Raw genomic sequence first — 17322 nt, 5'->3', positions numbered from 1 at the left:
ATACCTATGCTAGTTGTACGCGCCATTAAAGCGAATGACCTGGACGGATTGTTCAACCTGGCCAGCCAGGTGGGCACCGGCATGACCACGCTCAAGCCGGACATGAAGATGATGGGCGACCGCGTCGCCGTGGCGGTGGCGTCCTTCGCCGAAACCATCCCGCCGGAAGAACGCGACTACATGTTCGTGATGGAAGACACCGACACCGGCCGCCTGGCCGGTGTGTGCGCCATCAAGGGCGCGGTCGGCCTGACCGAGCCCTTCTACAACTACCGCATCGGCACCCTGGTGCACTCCAGCCGCGAGCTGAACGTGTTCACCCGCATGGACACGCTGTACCTGTCCAACGACCTGACCGGCTGCTCCGAGCTGTGCTCCCTGTTCCTGCACCCGGACTACCGCCAGGGCAACAACGGCAAGCTGCTGTCCAAATCGCGCTTCCTGTTCATCGCCCAGTTCCCGCACCTGTTCGAGCAGAAGATCATCGCCGAGATGCGCGGCTACCAGGCCGATGACGGCAGCTCGCCGTTCTACGAAGGCCTGGGCCGCCACTTCTTCAAGATGGACTTCCACCATGTGGACGACCTGACTGCACTGGGCAAGAAATCCTTCATCGCCGAACTGATGCCGCGCCAGCCGCTGTACGTCGACTACCTGCCTGTCGCAGCGCGTGAGGCGATCGGCAAGGTGCACCAGGCCACGGCGCCGGCACGCCGCCTGCTGGAGCAGGAAGGCCTGCACTACGAAGGCTATGTCGACATCTTCGATGCCGGTCCGGTGCTGCAAGCGCGCGTGTCCGAACTGCGCGCCATGCGCGACAGCGAACTGGCGTCCGTCACGCGCGACACCGATACCGCGCATGCCTGTGCACTGCACACCACCGAACCATACCTGGTGTCGAACACGGTCATGCAGGACTTCCGCATGATCCTGACCGACGCCAATCCATCCGACGGCGGCATCGACCTGTCGTCCGAAGAACAAGCACTGCTGCATTGCCACTCCGGCGACACCGTGCGCACCCTGTCTCTCAACGTGAGGAAGAACCAGAATGTCTGAACTGAGCAATTTCATCAACGGCCAATGGAAAGCTGGCCACGGCGAGACCATCGTGACCACCAACCCGGCCACCGGCAAGAACACTTACTCTTCGCAGGAATCGACCGCCGATGACGTGGCGGAAGCCGCGCACGCTGCGCGCGCCGCCTTTGAGGCATGGGCCTACCGTCCGCTGGAAGAGCGCATCGCCATCGTCACCAAATTCCGCGACCTGCTGAAGGAAAACGCGGAAGACCTGGCGCAGACCATTTCCGAAGAAGTCGGCAAGCCGCTGTGGGAAGCGCGCACGGAAGTCACCACCATGGCCAACAAGGTGGACATCTCGATCACCTCCTACGGCAACCGTACCGGTGAGACCCGCAACAAGGTCGCCGACGGCGAAGCAGTGCTGCGCCACCGCCCGCACGGCGTATTCGGCGTGTTCGGTCCTTACAACTTCCCCGGCCACCTGCCGAACGGCCACATCGTCCCTGCGCTGATCGCGGGTAATACCGTGGTGTTCAAGCCTAGCGAGTATGCCCCGCGCACCGCCATCAAGACAGTGGCGCTGTGGGAAAAGGCCGGCGTTCCGGCGGGCGTGATCAACTTGGTCAACGGCGGCCGCGAAACCGGCATCGCGCTGGGCCAGAATGCGGAAATCGACGGCGTGCTGTTCACCGGTTCGAGCCAGACCGGCGCCGCCCTGCACAAGCAGTTCGGCGGCCAGCCGGGCAAGCTGCTGGCGCTGGAAATGGGCGGCAACAACCCGCTGATCGTGTGGAATCCGACCGATATCGATGCCGCCGTCTTCATGGCGGTGTCGTCGTCCTTCATCTCCGCCGGCCAGCGCTGCACCTGCGCGCGCCGCGTGATCGTGCAGAAGGGCGAGCAGGGCGATGCCTTCGTCAAGCGCTTCGTGGAAGTGGCATCCAGGCTGGGCGTAGGCGCTCCGGCGGCCGAACCGGCGCCGTTCATGGGGCCCGTAGTATCGGCCGCCGTGGCCGAAAAGCTGGTGCAGGCGCAGGCCGATATGGTGGCAAAGGGCGGCAAGCTGCTGCTGGAAATGCGCCAGCTGGAACCTGGCACCGGGTTTGTTTCGGCCGGCATCGTCGACACCACCGATGCCAAAGGCATTCCTGACGAAGAATGGTTCGGCCCACTGGCCCAGATCATCCGCGTCGACGATTTCGACGCCGCGATCCGCGCTGCCAACGACACCGGCTACGGCCTGGCGGCAGCCCTGCTGTCGACCGACGAATCGCTGTGGCAGAAGTTCCAGGTGCGCGCCCGCGCCGGCATCGTGAACTGGAACCGCCCGACCACCGGCGCGGCCAGCTCGGCACCGTTCGGCGGCGTCGGCAAGTCCGGCAACCACCGTCCTAGCGCATACTATGCGGCGGACTACTGCGCCTACCCGGTCGCTTCGATCGAGAACGGCGCCCTTGAAATGCCTGCCAAGCTGTCGCCTGGCATGAACTTCTGAGGATGGCCATGCCTACTGCACGCGAATACAACTTTGACGGCCTGGTTGGGCCGTCGCACAACTACGCCGGCCTGTCGTTCGGTAACGTCGCTTCATTCAACAACGTCAAGAGCGCGTCCAATCCGAAGCAGGCTGCCTTGCAGGGCCTGGCCAAGATGCGCGAGCTGGCCAGGCGCGGATTCGCACAGGCGCTGCTGCCGCCGCAGGACCGCCCCAACTTCCGCCTGCTGCGCAGCCTGGGCTACAGCGGCACCGACGCGGAGGTGATCGCGCAGGCGTACAACGATTCGCCCGTGGTGCTCGCTTGCGCCTATTCGGCCTCGCCGATGTGGACCGCCAATGCCGCCACCGTCAGCCCGTCGGCCGACACCAGGGACGGCCGCGTGCATTTCACCGCTGCGAACCTGAACAACAAGCTGCACCGTGCCTTCGAGCACGTACAGTCGGCCCGCGCCCTGCGCGCCATTTTCAAGGACGAGCGCCATTTCGCCGTGCACGATGCGCTGCCTGGCACGCCGGCCTTCGGCGATGAAGGTGCTGCCAACCATACCCGCCTGTGCGACCAGCATGGCAAGCCTGCGGTGGAACTGTTCGTGTACGGCCGCGTGGAGTTCGATCCCACTGCGCCGGCGCCGAAGAAGTTCCCGGCTCGTCACACGCTGGAAGCTTCCAAGGCGGTGGCACGCCTGCATGGCCTGGATCCTGCGCGCTGCGTTTTCGTGCAGCAGAATCCGGACGTGATCGACCAGGGCGTGTTCCACAACGACGTGATCGCGGTGGGCAACGGCAATGTGCTGTTCTACCACGAGCAGGCCTTCGCCGACGAGCAGGGCGCGCTGGCGTCGATCCGCGCTGCCATGCAGGGCGTCGGCGCCGAATTGGTGGCGATCCGCGTGCCGACCGCTGAAGTGTCGGTGGCCGATGCGGTGGCGTCTTACCTGTTCAACACGCAGTTGCTGTCCAAGCCCGATGGCAAGATGGCACTGGTCACGCCGCACGAATGCCAGGAGATCGCGGCGGTTGCAGCCTTCCTGGAGAAACTGGTGGCTTCCGGCGGCCCGGTCGATGAACTGATCCACTTCGACCTGCGCCAGTCGATGCGCAACGGCGGCGGGCCTGCCTGCCTGCGCCTGCGCGTGGCGCTGACGGACGAAGAAGCGGCGGCCATGCACCAGGGTGTGGTGATGACCGAAACGCTGTACCATACCCTGGTCGCGTGGGTCGAGAAGCACTACCGAGACCATCTGGAACCGAAAGATTTGGCAGATCCGCAATTGGCTGTCGAAGTGCATACCGCTTTGAAAGAGCTGGAACAGATTCTGGGCCTACCCGGCCTGTACGATCTGTAAGAAAAAAACCGGTGAAGCGGTGTCTGACCCGCAGGGTCAGACACCGCTCCGTTCGAATGCGTCGGTGCAAGCAGCATCGTTGGCCGGCGAGCAGCCGGTGCCTGACCCTGTGGGTCGGACACCGGTTTACCGGTTTGGAAAACAAGATACCTACAACGTATTTGGAGAAGCAGATGAAACAAATGCCACAAGAGTTGCGCAAGCAAACGCTCGAACTGGTCAAAGCCAGCGGCCCGATCGCCCAACTGATCGAAGCCTGGCTCGGCTCCCTGGACGACGAAGACCTGGCCGACCTGTCTCCCGGCAGCCTGGCGCCGGTCCTTGTGGAAGGTTTCACCCAACTGGCCAAGCGCACCGGTTCCGGTTGCCAGATCGCCAAGCTCCAGTACGATGAAGCGCGCGGCGGCCGCGCCACCGCGCTGCTGATCGTCAACGACGACATGCCCTACCTGGTCGACTCCATCGTGATCGCCATGCGCAAGCTGCGTGTCGGCTCCAACGGCGTGCTGAACGCCGTGCTGCCGGTTCGCCGCAGCGCCGATGGCAGCGTTGAAGCCGTCGGCCAGAAGGGCGACAAGCTCGAATCCATGGTCCTGTGCCTGCTGTCAGAAAAACTGGAAGACGGCCCGCTGAAGGAACTGACCGACCGCATCGAAATGGTGGCGCGCGACGCCGCCGTCGTGAAGCGCGACCTGGCTGCAATGAAGGACCGCTTCACCGCCGTCGCCACCGAATCCGCCGGCCACGGCGAAGAAGGCCAGGAGGTGGCAGCCTTCCTGCAGTGGACCCGCGACGAAGGCTTCGAAGTGCACGGCTACGCCTACTACCAGGTGAAGCCGGGCGCACGCGAGCTGGAACGCGACATCCCTAGCCGCATCGGCGTGCTGCAGGACACCGCGCACCCGATTTACGGCACCTGCCTGGCCAATATCCCGGGCGACTTCGACACCCTGTCCAAGCGCGCCCATACCCTGTCGATCGTCAAGGCCGACGTGGGCGGCACGCTGCACCGCGACCAGTCGCTGGACTTCATCGGCGTGCGCCACACCGACGGCAAGGGCGCCATCCTGGGCGAGCATTGCTTCGTCGGCCTGTTCACCCGCGCCGCCAACCTGACCCCGCTGGCGCGCCTGCCGTTCGCCCGCGGCCGCATCGCGCAAGTGCTGAAGATTGCCGGCGTGCGCGAGACCGGCTTCCGCGCTGAGAAATTCATCGAGATCCTGGAATCGCTGCCGCGCACCGAAGCGCTGGAAGCGGAACCGGAATGGCTGGCAGAAGTGTGCGGCGCCGTGGTGTCGCTGTACAAGCAGCCGCGCGCCAAGGTGTTCGCCCGCCGCGACGTCTACGCCCGCCACCTGAACGTGCTGGTCTACCTGCCGCGCGAACGCTACTCCGCATCCGTGGCGCACGCGCTGGCGCGCGCCCTGCAGGAAAGCTCCGGCGCCACCCACGTCAGCTCGCAAACCCTGGTGTCGGACGGCCCGCTGGCCCGCCTCTACCTGATCGCCCACGCCGCGCGCTATCCGCTGGACCTGGAAAGCGATATCCAGCGTCCGCTGCTGACGGTGCTGGATGGCTGGCATGACCAATTCTCCGTACTGGCCGACAAGGTTGGCGAAGAGCCGCTGCGCAACAGCCTGCGCAAGCTGTGCTCCACGCTGCCGGTCGACTACGTGGCAGCAACGCCGCCAAGCGTGGCCTTCCATGACCTGGACAAGATCCTGCGCAATGGCGTGGACGAGCGCGTCGCAGTGCGCGTCGAACTGCCTTCCGAAGGCAATGCCGCCACCACCATCCGCCTGTATTCGGTGGAGCGCGTGCCTGCGCTGTCGTCGATCCTGCCTGCGCTGCATAACGCCGGGGTAGCCATCGAGCGCGAGTCGGCCCACACCATCCGCACGGCGGACGGCAAGAAGCACTTCGTGACCAGCCTGGCCGTGGATGCGCAGAGTGCCGCCGAACTGTCGCGCCCGGGCGTGGTACAGGTGGCGGAAGACCTGTTCAACGCCCTGTTCAACAACGAAGCCGAAGACGGCCGCCTGAACGGCCTGGTCGTGGAAGGCGGCCTGCGCCTGCGCGAAGTGCAGCTGGTGCGTGCCTACATGAGCTACTGGCGCCAGGCCGGTACCCAGTTCACCGTGCGCTACATGGCGGAGATCCTGCGCCGCCACCCGGCACTGGTGAAGGAGCTGGTCGATGCATGGAAAGAGCGCTTCGACCCGGCGCTGCCGGAAGCGACCCGCATCGCCGCCAGGGACAAGCTGCTGGCCATCAAGGGCCGCCTGTCCTCGATCAACCACGCCGACTCCGAAGTAATCTTCGCGGCCATGATCGACCTGATGCTGGCGACCCTGCGCACCAACTACTTCCAGAATGCGGGCCAGGGCGACAAGATCATCTTCAAGTTCGACACCAGCAACCTGCACCTGGTGCCGGAACCGCGTCCATTCCGTGAAATCTATGTGTTCTCTCGCCGCTTCGAAGGCGTGCACCTGCGCGGCGGCCCGGTCGCCCGCGGCGGCCTGCGCTGGTCGGATCGCATGGAAGACTACCGCACCGAGGTGCTGGGCCTGGTGAAGGCGCAGATGGTGAAGAACGCGGTGATCGTCCCAGCCGGCGCCAAGGGCGGCTTCGTCTGCAAGCAGATGCCGAAAGACGCGCCGCGCGACGTGATCGCGGCGGAAGGCGAGGCCGTCTACCGCCTGTTCATCGCCAGCCTGCTGGAGATGACCGACAACCGCGTGCTGGGCAGGATCGTTCCGCCTGAAGACACCGTCCGCTACGACAACGACGACCCGTACCTGGTGGTGGCTGCAGACAAGGGCACCGCGACCTTCTCCGACATTGCCAACAGCATTGCCGTGAAGCGCGGCTTCTGGCTGGGCGACGCCTTTGCATCCGGCGGCTCCAACGGCTACGACCACAAGAAGATGGGTATCACCGCCAAGGGTGCGTTCGAAGCGGTCAAGCGCCACTTCTACGAGATGGGCCACGACATGAACACCACCCCGTTCACCGTGGTGGGTGTGGGCGACATGTCGGGCGACGTATTCGGCAACGGCGTACTGCTGTCGCACCAGATCAAGCTGCTGGCGGCCTTCGACCACCGCCACATCTTCCTCGACCCGAATCCGGACACCGCGAAATCCTTCGCCGAACGCCAGCGCATGTTTGCCCTGCCGCGCTCCTCGTGGGACGACTACAACAAGGACCTGATCTCGAAAGGCGGCGGCGTGTTCCCGCGTACCGCGCGCACCATCGAGCTGTCGCCTGAAGTCCGCGCCGCGCTGGACATCCAGGAAACTTCGCTGACGCCGGAGGAACTGATGCACCGCATCCTGCTGGCGCCTGTAGACCTGTTCTACAACGGCGGTATCGGCACCTACATCAAGTCCTCGGCCGAGAGCCACGCGCAGGTGAAAGACCGCGCCAACGACAATATCCGCGTCAGCGGCAATGAGCTGCGCTGCAAGGTGGTGGCGGAGGGCGGCAACCTGGGCGCAACCCAGGCCGGCCGTATCGAATTCGCCCTGGGCGGCGGCCGTATCTTCACCGATGCGATCGACAACTCGGCCGGCGTGGATTGCTCCGACCATGAAGTGAACTGCAAGATGTGGCTGGACGTGGAAGTCAACGCCGGGCAGACCACCGAGGCGGCCCGTAACCAGCTGCTGAACGACATGACCATGGAAGTGGAGCGCCTGGTCCTGCGCGACAATACGCAGCAAACCCGTTTGCTGGTGCGTGAATACCAGGCCCAGTCCGAAGCGCATGTGCAGGACGGCTACGCCGACCTGATCGCCGACCTGGAAGAAGAGGGCGCGCTGTCGCGCGAACTGGAACACCTGCCAAGCGTGGCCGAACTGGCGCGCCGCAAGGCCGATGGCCGCGGCCTGACCACGCCGGAACTGGCGGTGGTCATCGCCAACGTGAAGAACCGCTACAAGCGCCTGCTGTCGGCCATGCCGCTGACGGACGAGGGCTGGGCAGAGAACGTGCTGCGTCCTTACTTCCCTGAGCAGCTGGTGGCAACCCGTCCTGCGCTGAACCATCCGCTGTCGAACGCCATCCTGGCGACCGTGCTGGCGAATGAAGTGGTGAACCGCTGCGGCCCGCTGATGATCCGCGACCTGGCAACGGCCAACAACTGCTCCGAGCAGGACGTGATCCTGGCCTGGGGCCAGGCATGGTCCGCGCTGGACCTGGCGCCAATCTTCGACACCCTCGATGCCGATGCGCTGGCGGTGCCGCGCAACGTCGCAATGCGCGCCGATGCGCGTACCCGCGCCATGCTCAAAGCGGTGATGGAGGGCGTGCTGGGCGTGCCGAAAGACCAGCTGCGCGGCGCCGGCATCGCCGAGCTGACCAAGCTGTTCGCCGACCCTGCCACCGTGCGCAAGATGGCGGCCGATGTGCAATCGGAAGCGGCAACCCACACCGGCTTGCGCGCCGAATTCGTGCAGGCGTGGAATGCCGTGGATGCGCTGGAAGGCGTGGCCGCGTTTGTGTTTGCGGCGCTGTCGGTCAAGCGCCCCGCGGGCATGGACCTGCCTGGCTTCCTGGCGGTGGGCATGGCGCTGCGTTCGCAAGCCGGCATCGATACGCTGGAGCGCGGCCTCAAGCTGCCGGCGATGTCGAAGTCGCAGGAACACCTGCGCAGCTATGCGCAGCAGGCGTTGCGCCGCACCCAGCAGAAATTGCTGTCGCAGGTGCTGGCACGCGCCACCAACGGCCACGATGCGGTCGAAGCGGTCGAGCTGGTGACGTGCACGCTGGGCCTGTCCGGCTACGCGGCATCGGCCGACCTGGAGCAGGCGATGCTGGATGTGTGGGCGTTGTCGGAGGCGGTCAATGCTGTCGGTATGGCAGCCTGAAACATGATAAACCGGTGAATCGGTGTCTGACCCGTAGGGTCAGACACCAGCCCGCAGCCGCCGCGTATCAGTGTCGGACCCTGCGGGTCTGACACTGGTTTACCGGTTTTGGCGGAGCAGAAAAGAAACAGCAACAAAGAATGGCAGACTATCAAACAATCCCCCCCGCAGTGCGCGCCCTCGCCGAAGCCAACTTCAGCGCGGTAGCCAACAGTTTCACGAACGCCGGCTTCAAGGTCGGCCAACCCGCCGACGGCATCCTCACCATCCGCAGCGAGCAGCCCGGACGTCCCGCCGTCCTGGTCTCGGTCGGCGTGCACGGCGACGAAACCGGCCCGATCGAGCTGGTGGCCTACCTGCTCGACGCCCTGGCGCAAGCACCGCAATCGCTGCAGGTCGACCTGATGCTCTGCGTCGGCAATATCGGCGCCATCCGCCAGGCCAAGCGCTTCATCGATGCAGACCTGAACCGCATGTTCCGCGCCGAACGCGGCACCCTGGCCGGCACCGCCGAAGCCGCACGTGCCGATGTGATGATCGCCGCCACCAGCGACTTCTTCGCCACCGCCGGCAAGGAGCGCTGGCACCTCGACCTGCATACGGCAATCCGCCCAAGCGCTTACCCAACCTTCGCCATCGTCCCCGACCTGATCGCGGACGAAGCAAAGCGGCAGCTGGTTGGGTGGCTGGGCGAAGCGGCCATCGGCGCCATCATCATGAACCCCTCGTCGGCCGGCACCTACAGCTACTACAGCGCGGAGCACCACGCCGCCGCCGGCACCACGATTGAGCTGGGCCGCATCGGCACCCTGGGCAAGAACGACCTCACGCAGTTTGAAGATGCGAAGCTTGCCCTGGACCGCCTGCTGCGCGGCAAAGCCCCGGCACAAGCCGCCAGCGAGCCGCACGTCTTCAAGGTCGCCCAGAACATCATCAAGCTGAGCGACAACTTCAAGATGGCCTTCGGCAAGGAAACGCAGAACTTCACCGCGCTGAAGAAGGGCGAGGAAATTGCACGCGACGGCGACACGGTCTACACCGTGCAGCACGACGAAGAACTGGTGGTCTTCCCCAACCCCGACGTCCGCATCGGCCTGCGGGCCGGAATGATGGTCACACGCGTGAATTGATGGATTGCGCTACACTTCCCGGATACCCACCGGAGAAGGAGTAGCGCATGTCACTGTCCATGTACAAAGTCTCCGCGCCCGTTTTCGTGCGCGGCCTGAACGTGATGGCAAGCCTGCTGCGCAAGGCGCAGGCCCACGCGGAAGAAACCGGCAAAGTCCCGGACACGCTGCTGTCGGCACGCCTTGCCGACGATATGCTGCCGCTGACCGCCCAGGTGCAGCGCGCCAGCGATACCAGCAAGCTCTCCATCGAGCGCCTGAGCGGCATCGCCGCGCCGAAATTCCCAGACAACGAAAGCAGTTTCGAGCAGCTGCAGGAACGCATCGCGAACACGATCGCCTACATCGAGAGCGTGGGGGAGGAGCATTTCGCGAACAGCGAAACGCGCGAGGTGGCACTGAGTTTCGGCAGCTTCAAGCCAACCTTCACTGGCGAGAGCTATCTGCTGACTTTTGCGCTGCCGAACTTCTATTTCCATGTCGTGACGCTGCACGACATCTTGCGGAACCAGGGCGTCAAGATCGGCAAGATCGACTACCTGGGTCCCTACGAAGGCTAAAAGCTTACCTGCAGCGCGTAGGTGGCGGCCATGGTCAGCAGGAGCACGCTCGCTGAGATCGCCTTCATCGGATTGAAGCGGGACGAAACGGTCGGGATTTTTCGGTACATGGCTGGCTCCTTCTCAGTAGCGGTTTTGCATGCTTCGCAGCTTATCAATGCGTGCCGCACCCAGCTAGGCGTAAGCCTGTATCAATAGTAAGTACTTGTAACTTTATGAGCCACCTGTTCTCCCCTTATTCACTGGGGCCCCTGGAGCTGGCGAACCGCATCGCCATCGCGCCCATGTGCCAATACTCCGCCCACGAAGGCCTGGCGACCGATTGGCACATGATCCATTACGGTCACCTGGCGCTGTCAGGCGCCGGCTTGCTGATCCTGGAAGCGACGGCGATCTCGCCTGAGGGCCGCATTTCGCCGGCCGACCTGGGCCTGTGGTCGGCTGCGCACCAGCAGGCGCTTGCGCCCATCGTGCAGGCGATCCGCCGCCATGCGCCGATCAAGCTGGCCGTGCAGCTTGCCCACGCGGGCCGTAAAGCTTCCAGCGCACCGCCGTTCGAAGGCGGGCACGCCCTGGCACCGGGGCAGGGTGGTGGCTGGCAGACGGTTGCCCCTTCAGCGCTGCCGCATGCTGCCAGCGAACCTGCGCCGCTGGCGCTCGACGACGCAGGCCTGGCCAAGGTCAGGGCCGATTTCGTGGAAGCCGCGCGGCGCGTGCATGCCCTTGACATCGATGCCATTGAGCTGCACGGCGCCCATGGCTACCTGCTGCACCAGTTCCTGTCCCCGCTGGCCAACCGGCGCAGCGACCGGTACGGCGGTTCGCTGGAAAACCGCATGCGCTTTCCACTCGAGGTGTTCGATGCGGTACGCGCCGCGCTGCCGCGTGAAACGGCGATCGGCATGCGCGTGTCGGCCTCGGACTGGGTGGCGGACGGCTGGGACATCGAACAATGCCTGGCGCTCGCGCAGCAGCTGAAGCGGCGCGGCGCCGATTTCATTCACGTCTCGAGCGGGGGCGTCTCGCCGCTGCAGCAGATCCCCCTTGGCCCGGGCTACCAGATCCATTTTGCGCAGCGCATCAAGGCCGAAACGGGCGTGCCGACGATTGGCGTGGGCCTGATCACCGAACCGCTGCACGCCGAAGCGATCGTCGCCAACGGGCAAGCGGACATGGTGGGCCTGGCGCGCGCCATGCTGTTCAACCCGCGCTGGCCATGGCAGGCGGCAGCCGCCCTGGGGGCGCAGGTTGCTGCACCGCCGCAGTACTGGCGCTCCCAGCCGCGCGAACTGAAAAACCTGTTCGGCGAAACGCGCCTGGGCCAGCGTTAACCGGACGGCTCCGTGGGGCGCCCGCCACGGTTGCCATTCCTGCATCAAAATCCTTTAGGTACAGCAACTGCGAGGTCTTATAATCGTGGGGTTTTTTTGTCCTGAAGGATATGCCTGTGAATCAATCGCTGGTCCAGAAGCTGACCCGTACCAAACCGGCCCCGGTGGATACGGATGCCGGCACGAGCCTGCACGGGGAGGGCCTGAGCCGCTCCATCGGGCTGTTTTCGCTGACGATGATCGGCGTCGGCGCCACGATCGGCACCGGTATTTTCTTCACCATGGTCGAAGCGGTGCCGAAAGCCGGTCCTTCCGTAGTGCTGTCCTTCCTGCTGGCGGCGCTGACTGCCGGCCTGACCGCGCTGTGCTACGCCGAACTGTCGTTCCGCGTGCCCGCCGCCGGTTCGGCCTATTCCTTCGCCTACCGCACCCTGGGCGAGTTCATGGCCTTCATCGTCGCCTTCTGCCTGCTGCTCGAATACGGACTGGCGGCCAGTGCGACAGCGATCGGCTGGTCCGATTACCTGAACAACTTCCTGGTCAACGCCTTCCACTGGCAGATCCCGGAAAACCTGCGCACGCCGATGATCGTCTCGACGCCGAACGGCACGGTGTGGCATATGGATCACTTCAACCTGCCGCCCGTCATCCTGGTCACGCTGTGCTGCTTCCTGCTGGTGCGCGGCGCCAAGGAATCGGCCACCGCCAACGCCATCATGGTGATGATCAAGCTGGCGATCCTGATCTTCTTCTGCGCCGTCGCCTTCACCGGTTTCGACACCAATAACTTCACCCCATTCCTCAAGCCTACGGCTGGCGAATGGCTGCCGGGCGCGAGCGGCATCGCTGCCGCCGCGGGCACCGTATTCTTCTCATTCATCGGCCTGGACACCATTGCCACGGCCGGCGAAGAAGTGCGCAACCCGAAACGCAACGTCCCCATCGGCATCATCGCCGCGCTGCTGCTGGTGACCGTGTTCTACATGCTGGTCGCCATGGCCGCCATGGGTGCCCAGCCGGCGCACATGTTCGAAGGCCAGGCCGCCGGCCTGTCCGTCATCCTGCAGAACGTAACCGGCAAGGCTTGGCCTGCGCTGGTGCTGTCGGCCGGCGCCGTGATTTCGGTGTTCTCCGTGACCCTGGTGACGATATACGGGCAGACCCGCATCCTGTACGCGATCGCCAAGGATGGCCTGGTGCCGAAAGCTTTCCAGAGCGTGAATCCGAAATCGCACGCCCCGGTCAGCAACACCGTGATCGTCAGCCTGGTGGTCGGCGTAGTGGCCGGCCTGGTCGATTCCACCTACCTGTGGGATATGGTGTCGATGGGTACCCTGACTGCCTTCATCGTGGTGTCGGTCGCCGTGCCGGTGCTGCGCTCGCAGGAACGCGCAGCGGGCACTTACACCAAGGGCGGTTTCCGCGTGCCTTTCGGCCCGTATCTGGTTCCGGGCCTGAGCATCCTGGCCTGCGGCTACCTGATGTTCAACCTGTCGCACGCCACCAAGGTGATTTTCACTATCTGGATGGTGGTGGCGGTGCTGACTTACTTCATCTACGGCATCCGGAACTCCAGGCTTAACAAGGCATAAAAAAGCCCAGGCGGGGCCGCCCGGCCCCGCCATCGGCGACCACGCGTCGGGTCGCCGGAATCCATCCCGCCGGCGCTGTCGCCGCCAAATGCGTTCCCCCGCTGGTTGACCCGGTTGCATGGTCGTGGCATCATTGCATTTAGATGAGTGGGCACTCATCTAAATGCGGCGCTGACAGATGCAAACAAAATTCTCGGAACTGAACGTCAGGAAGAAAGCCGGCCTGGTATTGCTGGCGATCGTCCTGCTGTACTGGATTGCGTTTCCGGTGCTTCCCTTCCTCGATATTCCAAACAAGCTCGTGGTCCTTTCCGCCATCGTCGTGATCGGGGAGGTGCTGATGCTGGCCGCGCTTGCGCTGCTGGGGAAGGAATACTGGGCCGATATAAAGAAATGGACCCGCCAGTCGCTGGCGCGGCTAAAGAAATCCAGCACGGACCGAACATAGACCAATGCGCATCCTTTCAATCTTCATCTTTGCAGCCGCCGCCAGCCAGCATGCCACCGCAGCGGACGTCGTGCCGCTTGAATTCGTCAACGGGATCCCCTTCCTCAACGTCTCGGTCGGCGCCACGTCGTCTCGCATGATGTTTGACTCCGGCGGGCGCCTGGGCATTTCCGTTGCAGCGGAAACCATCGCCAAGGCCGGTTCGGTCCAGCTGCTTGATGAGAGAAAGAAGTTCAAGGACCTGTATGGCAACTCGTATGAAACGCCGCGTCTTATCGTGCAGCGAGTCGTCGTGGGCTCCACTATGCTCGCGCCCGTGCAGGGTCAGGTCCACGTGCAATGGGGCGGCGCGCCCGAAGGCCCCGAAGCGGAACTGACCAAGGCGCGTGCCGGCGGCGCTATCGGCCTTGAAGCCTTCGCGAATTTCCCGCTGATGTTCGATTACAAGCAGCGCACCATGTCAATCCTCGATGCGAGCGAAGTTGTCGAACTCAGGCAGCCGAAGTGGCGCGCCCTCGATCTCAAGTACGGCAGCGAGGGGCCACTGGTGATGCTGGCGGTGGATGGCAAGCAGCTTAAATTTGTGCTGGACACCGGCGCCCAGATGAACATCATCAAGTTTGGTGCGGCATGCAATACAACCCAAGCGTGCGAGCTGCGCGACATGAGCGGGGCGCTGAACCTGAGCATGAAGATCCAGCGCGTCAAGCTTGATGGCGCCCCGTTCGACGGCATCCTTGGCGCGCCTTTCTTCCGCAGCCATCGCGTCGTGTTCGACGTAAAAGGCGGGAAACTGTACGTCGCCCCAATGTGATAGTCGGAGGAGTTTCGGCGATGTCCGGCTGCCATGCCGCCGCAACAGACGCAGTAGCCGCATCAGGCACGCGGCTATATGCCGGCATCGTGTTCCCTGCTGGAGCGCTGGTCAAATAGGCGGAAGTCCGTGCATGGCGCGGGCTTTGTTGCATTCAGCAGTGTATTCGGTGAATTCGCGGCAGGTGGATGAGCGCTCGGCATAAATGGTGCAGCCGACCTCCTTGCCCACTTCACCTGAAAGCGCAATGCAGCGCACCGGTTTCGCTTCCGTACCGCGCATGGCGGCACGGTGGGGTGTGATGGGGACCGTCAGGTGCGCGGGGACTGCTTCACCCCAGTAAAAGGAAACCCTGAAACTGGCGCAGCATGCGCCGCAGCTTTGACAGTGCGACATCTCATCCCTTGATCAGCGTTTGCGACGTGCGAATTATCGCTTCGCGATAAACGATGATTCTATCCGCATCCGCCTGGACTGGGCAAAGGCGCGATCCGCGGCCCCGACTACGCCGCCGCGACCGGGGCATACTTCAAGGCCGCTTAATCGCTCCTGGCTACGTTGCGTACGATCGCTTCGCTGTGAACGATGATCTTATCCGCATCTGCCTGTAGCAGGCGGATGCGCCGCTGCACCAGCGGCCAGCCGGACCATGCGACTTCCGGTTCCGCTAGCGGTTCGCGCCGCAGCGGGGCAGCAGGAGGGGTGGCGCCGGTGTGGCGCGACAGCGCGACCGACAGCGTGCGGCATACCGAAGCGTGGCTGGTGTCCAGCATGCTATTGACCGCATCGCTCGGGATATCGCGCACATGGCGGCGCAGGATCGCGCGCAGGGCGGCCACGTGGGCCACCAGCAGGTAGTTCTGCACGATGAAGAGGTTGATGTCCTCGGCCGCGCGCTGCTTGCTTTCCGGCTCGTCCAGCATGCGCACCAGCGCGGCACTGAGCGCGGCCAGTGAATCCATCAGCCGCTTGCGCTGGATGCGGTAGATGAAGTCGTTGCGGTACTTGCCCTGCAGGAGGTCGAAGCTGGCTTCCATATAGCTCAGGTTCACCTCCAGCACCTGCTTGATCAGGCGCGGCAGCGACTGGTACTCCCAGTTCGCCAGCACGAAGCTGAAGGCGGTGGCGATTGCCGCGCCGACAAAGGTGTCCACCAGGCGCTCGGAGATCAGGTTGCTGCTCGGCGCCACCAGGTACATCCACAGCAGGATCATCACCGATACCGCAATCGCCGCATAGCGGTAGCGCAGGTAGATGAAGGTCGGCGTGGCAATGGAGGACAGCACCAGCACGGACAGGATCGCCGCCGGATGGTTCATGAACTTCAGCACGACGGCCGTGATGATGCAGCCGATCACGGTGCCGATAATGCGGTCCGAGCGCCGCTGTTTGGTCATGCTGAAACTGGGCTTCAGGATGATCACGATGGTCAGCACGATCCAGTAGCTGTGCGCCTTGTACGGCAGCATGGCGCCGATTGCCAGGCCGGCGGCAATTGCCATCGACACGCGCAGGGCAAAACGGAACACCGGCGAGTCCATGCGGAAGTGCGACAGCATCAGCTGCAGTTCGTACTTCTGCTGCGACAGGAATGGCTGCATGTCCATGTCGCGCCAGAACGGCGTGTCTTCGTACACCTTCTGGCTCGACACGTGCAGTTCGCCGATCATGCGGATGATGGCAGTGATCTTGTTGCGCTGGGCGCGCAGCACGGTGACGGCTTCGCGGCGCGGCTTGCCGGCGTCGAGGTCGTCCTGCAGGCCGGCGATCTGCTGCTCGAGCGCCATCAGCTCGGGCGAATAGTCGACTTCCGGGTAGGAGGCGCGATTGCGGGTCACGGCATAGGCCACCGACTCGATATCGCGCGCGGCCTTGTACGCGAGGTCGTGCAGGGTGCGCAGGGCGGGCGAATCGAGCAGGTGGGTGCGCAGCGCCGCGTAGTCGGTGTGGGTGGCGAGCACCTGCTCGTACAGGTCCAGCATGCAGACGTGGATCTGCACGACCACCGCGTCCTTGCGGTTGTTGTGCGCGCGCAGGATCAGGTCGCGCGACGCCTGCTGGCGGTCGGCCAGCAAGGCCTGGTGGCGTACCAGCTTGTTGAACTGCTCGGTGAGGTTGTAGCGCGTATCGTAGAAGTCGGCCTTGATGTCGATATAAGCCGCCAGCTCGAACAGTGCTTCGGCCAGCACCTGCTGCTTGATGCGGTGGCGCAGCACCCAGGCCACGCCCATGGCATAGGCCAGGTAGGCCAGGGCCCCAAGCATGAACAGGCCGGCGTGCGCGAACGATTGCGCCGGCGTCAGCACATGCTCGGTCGACATGGTCATGATGAACAGCGTCGCCAGCTGCAGCGGCATCGACTTCTTGCCATACACGACCATCATGCTGGCGAAGAAGCTCACTGCCACCAGCATGACCATCAGCAGCCAGTAATAAGGTCCGCACAGGCTGATCAGCAGGGTGACGGCCGTGCAAAGCAGCACCGATGCCATCATCTCGTTGAACTTGTGGCGCAGCGGGCTTGGCATGTCCATCAGCGCGGTGCACAGCGCGCCGATGCCGATCGACATCGCGGTCTGCGTGTCGGTCAGCCACATGGCCAGCGCAATAACGCCCACCAGGCCGGCGCCGAAGCGCAGGCCCAGATGGAAGTAATGGCTGTAGAAGAAGGTGCGGGGGTCTAGTGCGTAGTGCATGGTCCCC

At 64.1% G+C, this 17322-nt stretch carries 12 protein-coding genes; 10 read left to right on the top strand and 2 right to left on the bottom strand.

All coding sequences use genetic code 11. The features are described 5' to 3' along the window. Window positions 1–6 precede the first annotated feature (6 nt). The 10 genes from astA (at window position 7) to ACWBU6_RS28755 (ending at window position 14619) form a co-directional block, all read left to right on the top strand. On the top strand, window positions 7–1059 hold the full coding sequence (gene astA / locus ACWBU6_RS28800; protein WP_452646745.1) for an arginine N-succinyltransferase: 1053 nt from the start codon (window positions 7–9) through the stop codon (window positions 1057–1059). Beyond that, window positions 1052–2521: a succinylglutamate-semialdehyde dehydrogenase gene (astD, locus tag ACWBU6_RS28795; protein WP_452646744.1), complete on the top strand. Its 1470-nt coding sequence runs from the start codon at window positions 1052–1054 to the stop codon at window positions 2519–2521. Before astA ends, astD begins: the two co-directional genes overlap by 8 nt. A gap of 8 nt (window positions 2522–2529) precedes the next feature. After that, window positions 2530–3870 carry an N-succinylarginine dihydrolase gene (gene astB, locus ACWBU6_RS28790; RefSeq protein ID WP_452646743.1) on the top strand — a complete coding sequence of 447 codons (1341 nt, stop codon included), beginning with the start codon at window positions 2530–2532 and terminating at the stop codon, window positions 3868–3870. Between the two features lie 173 nt (window positions 3871–4043). Next, on the top strand, window positions 4044–8744 hold the full coding sequence (locus ACWBU6_RS28785) for an NAD-glutamate dehydrogenase domain-containing protein (protein WP_452646742.1): 4701 nt from the start codon (window positions 4044–4046) through the stop codon (window positions 8742–8744). A gap of 140 nt (window positions 8745–8884) precedes the next feature. Beyond that, entirely contained in the window at window positions 8885–9874 is a 990-nt protein-coding gene (locus ACWBU6_RS28780; protein WP_452646741.1) for a succinylglutamate desuccinylase, read from the top strand. 47 nt (window positions 9875–9921) lie between these two features. Beyond that, window positions 9922–10434, top strand: a complete 513-nt coding sequence (locus tag ACWBU6_RS28775) for a DUF1993 domain-containing protein (RefSeq protein ID WP_452646740.1) — start codon at window positions 9922–9924, stop codon at window positions 10432–10434. A gap of 215 nt (window positions 10435–10649) precedes the next feature. Next, window positions 10650–11765, top strand: a complete 1116-nt coding sequence (locus tag ACWBU6_RS28770; RefSeq protein ID WP_452646739.1) for an NADH:flavin oxidoreductase/NADH oxidase — start codon at window positions 10650–10652, stop codon at window positions 11763–11765. A 116-nt stretch (window positions 11766–11881) separates the two neighbouring features. After that, window positions 11882–13357 (top strand): APC family permease, encoded by a 1476-nt coding sequence (locus ACWBU6_RS28765; protein WP_452646738.1) that lies wholly within the window; start codon window positions 11882–11884, stop codon window positions 13355–13357. Window positions 13358–13535: 178 nt separating this feature from the next. Beyond that, window positions 13536–13805, top strand: coding sequence for a transporter suffix domain-containing protein (locus ACWBU6_RS28760; RefSeq protein WP_452646737.1), 270 nt, complete (start codon window positions 13536–13538; stop codon window positions 13803–13805). Window positions 13806–13809: 4 nt separating this feature from the next. Beyond that, a complete protein-coding gene (locus tag ACWBU6_RS28755) occupies window positions 13810–14619 on the top strand; it encodes a hypothetical protein (RefSeq protein ID WP_452646736.1) in 810 nt (269 codons plus the stop codon). 111 nt (window positions 14620–14730) lie between these two features. Here ACWBU6_RS28755 and ACWBU6_RS28750 read toward each other — a convergent pair whose 3' ends face one another. Together ACWBU6_RS28750 and ACWBU6_RS28745 are read right to left on the bottom strand one after the other, a co-directional pair. After that, complete coding sequence (locus tag ACWBU6_RS28750; protein WP_452646735.1) at window positions 14731–15015, bottom strand: YkgJ family cysteine cluster protein; 285 nt, start codon at window positions 15013–15015, stop codon at window positions 14731–14733. Window positions 15016–15158: 143 nt separating this feature from the next. Next, on the bottom strand, window positions 15159–17315 hold the full coding sequence (locus tag ACWBU6_RS28745; protein WP_452646734.1) for an FUSC family membrane protein: 2157 nt from the start codon (window positions 17313–17315) through the stop codon (window positions 15159–15161). Window positions 17316–17322: the final 7 nt, after the last annotated feature.

This window comes from Pseudoduganella sp. HUAS MS19 (assembly GCF_053615455.1).
This window is presented reverse-complemented; position numbering and strand designations above follow the sequence as displayed.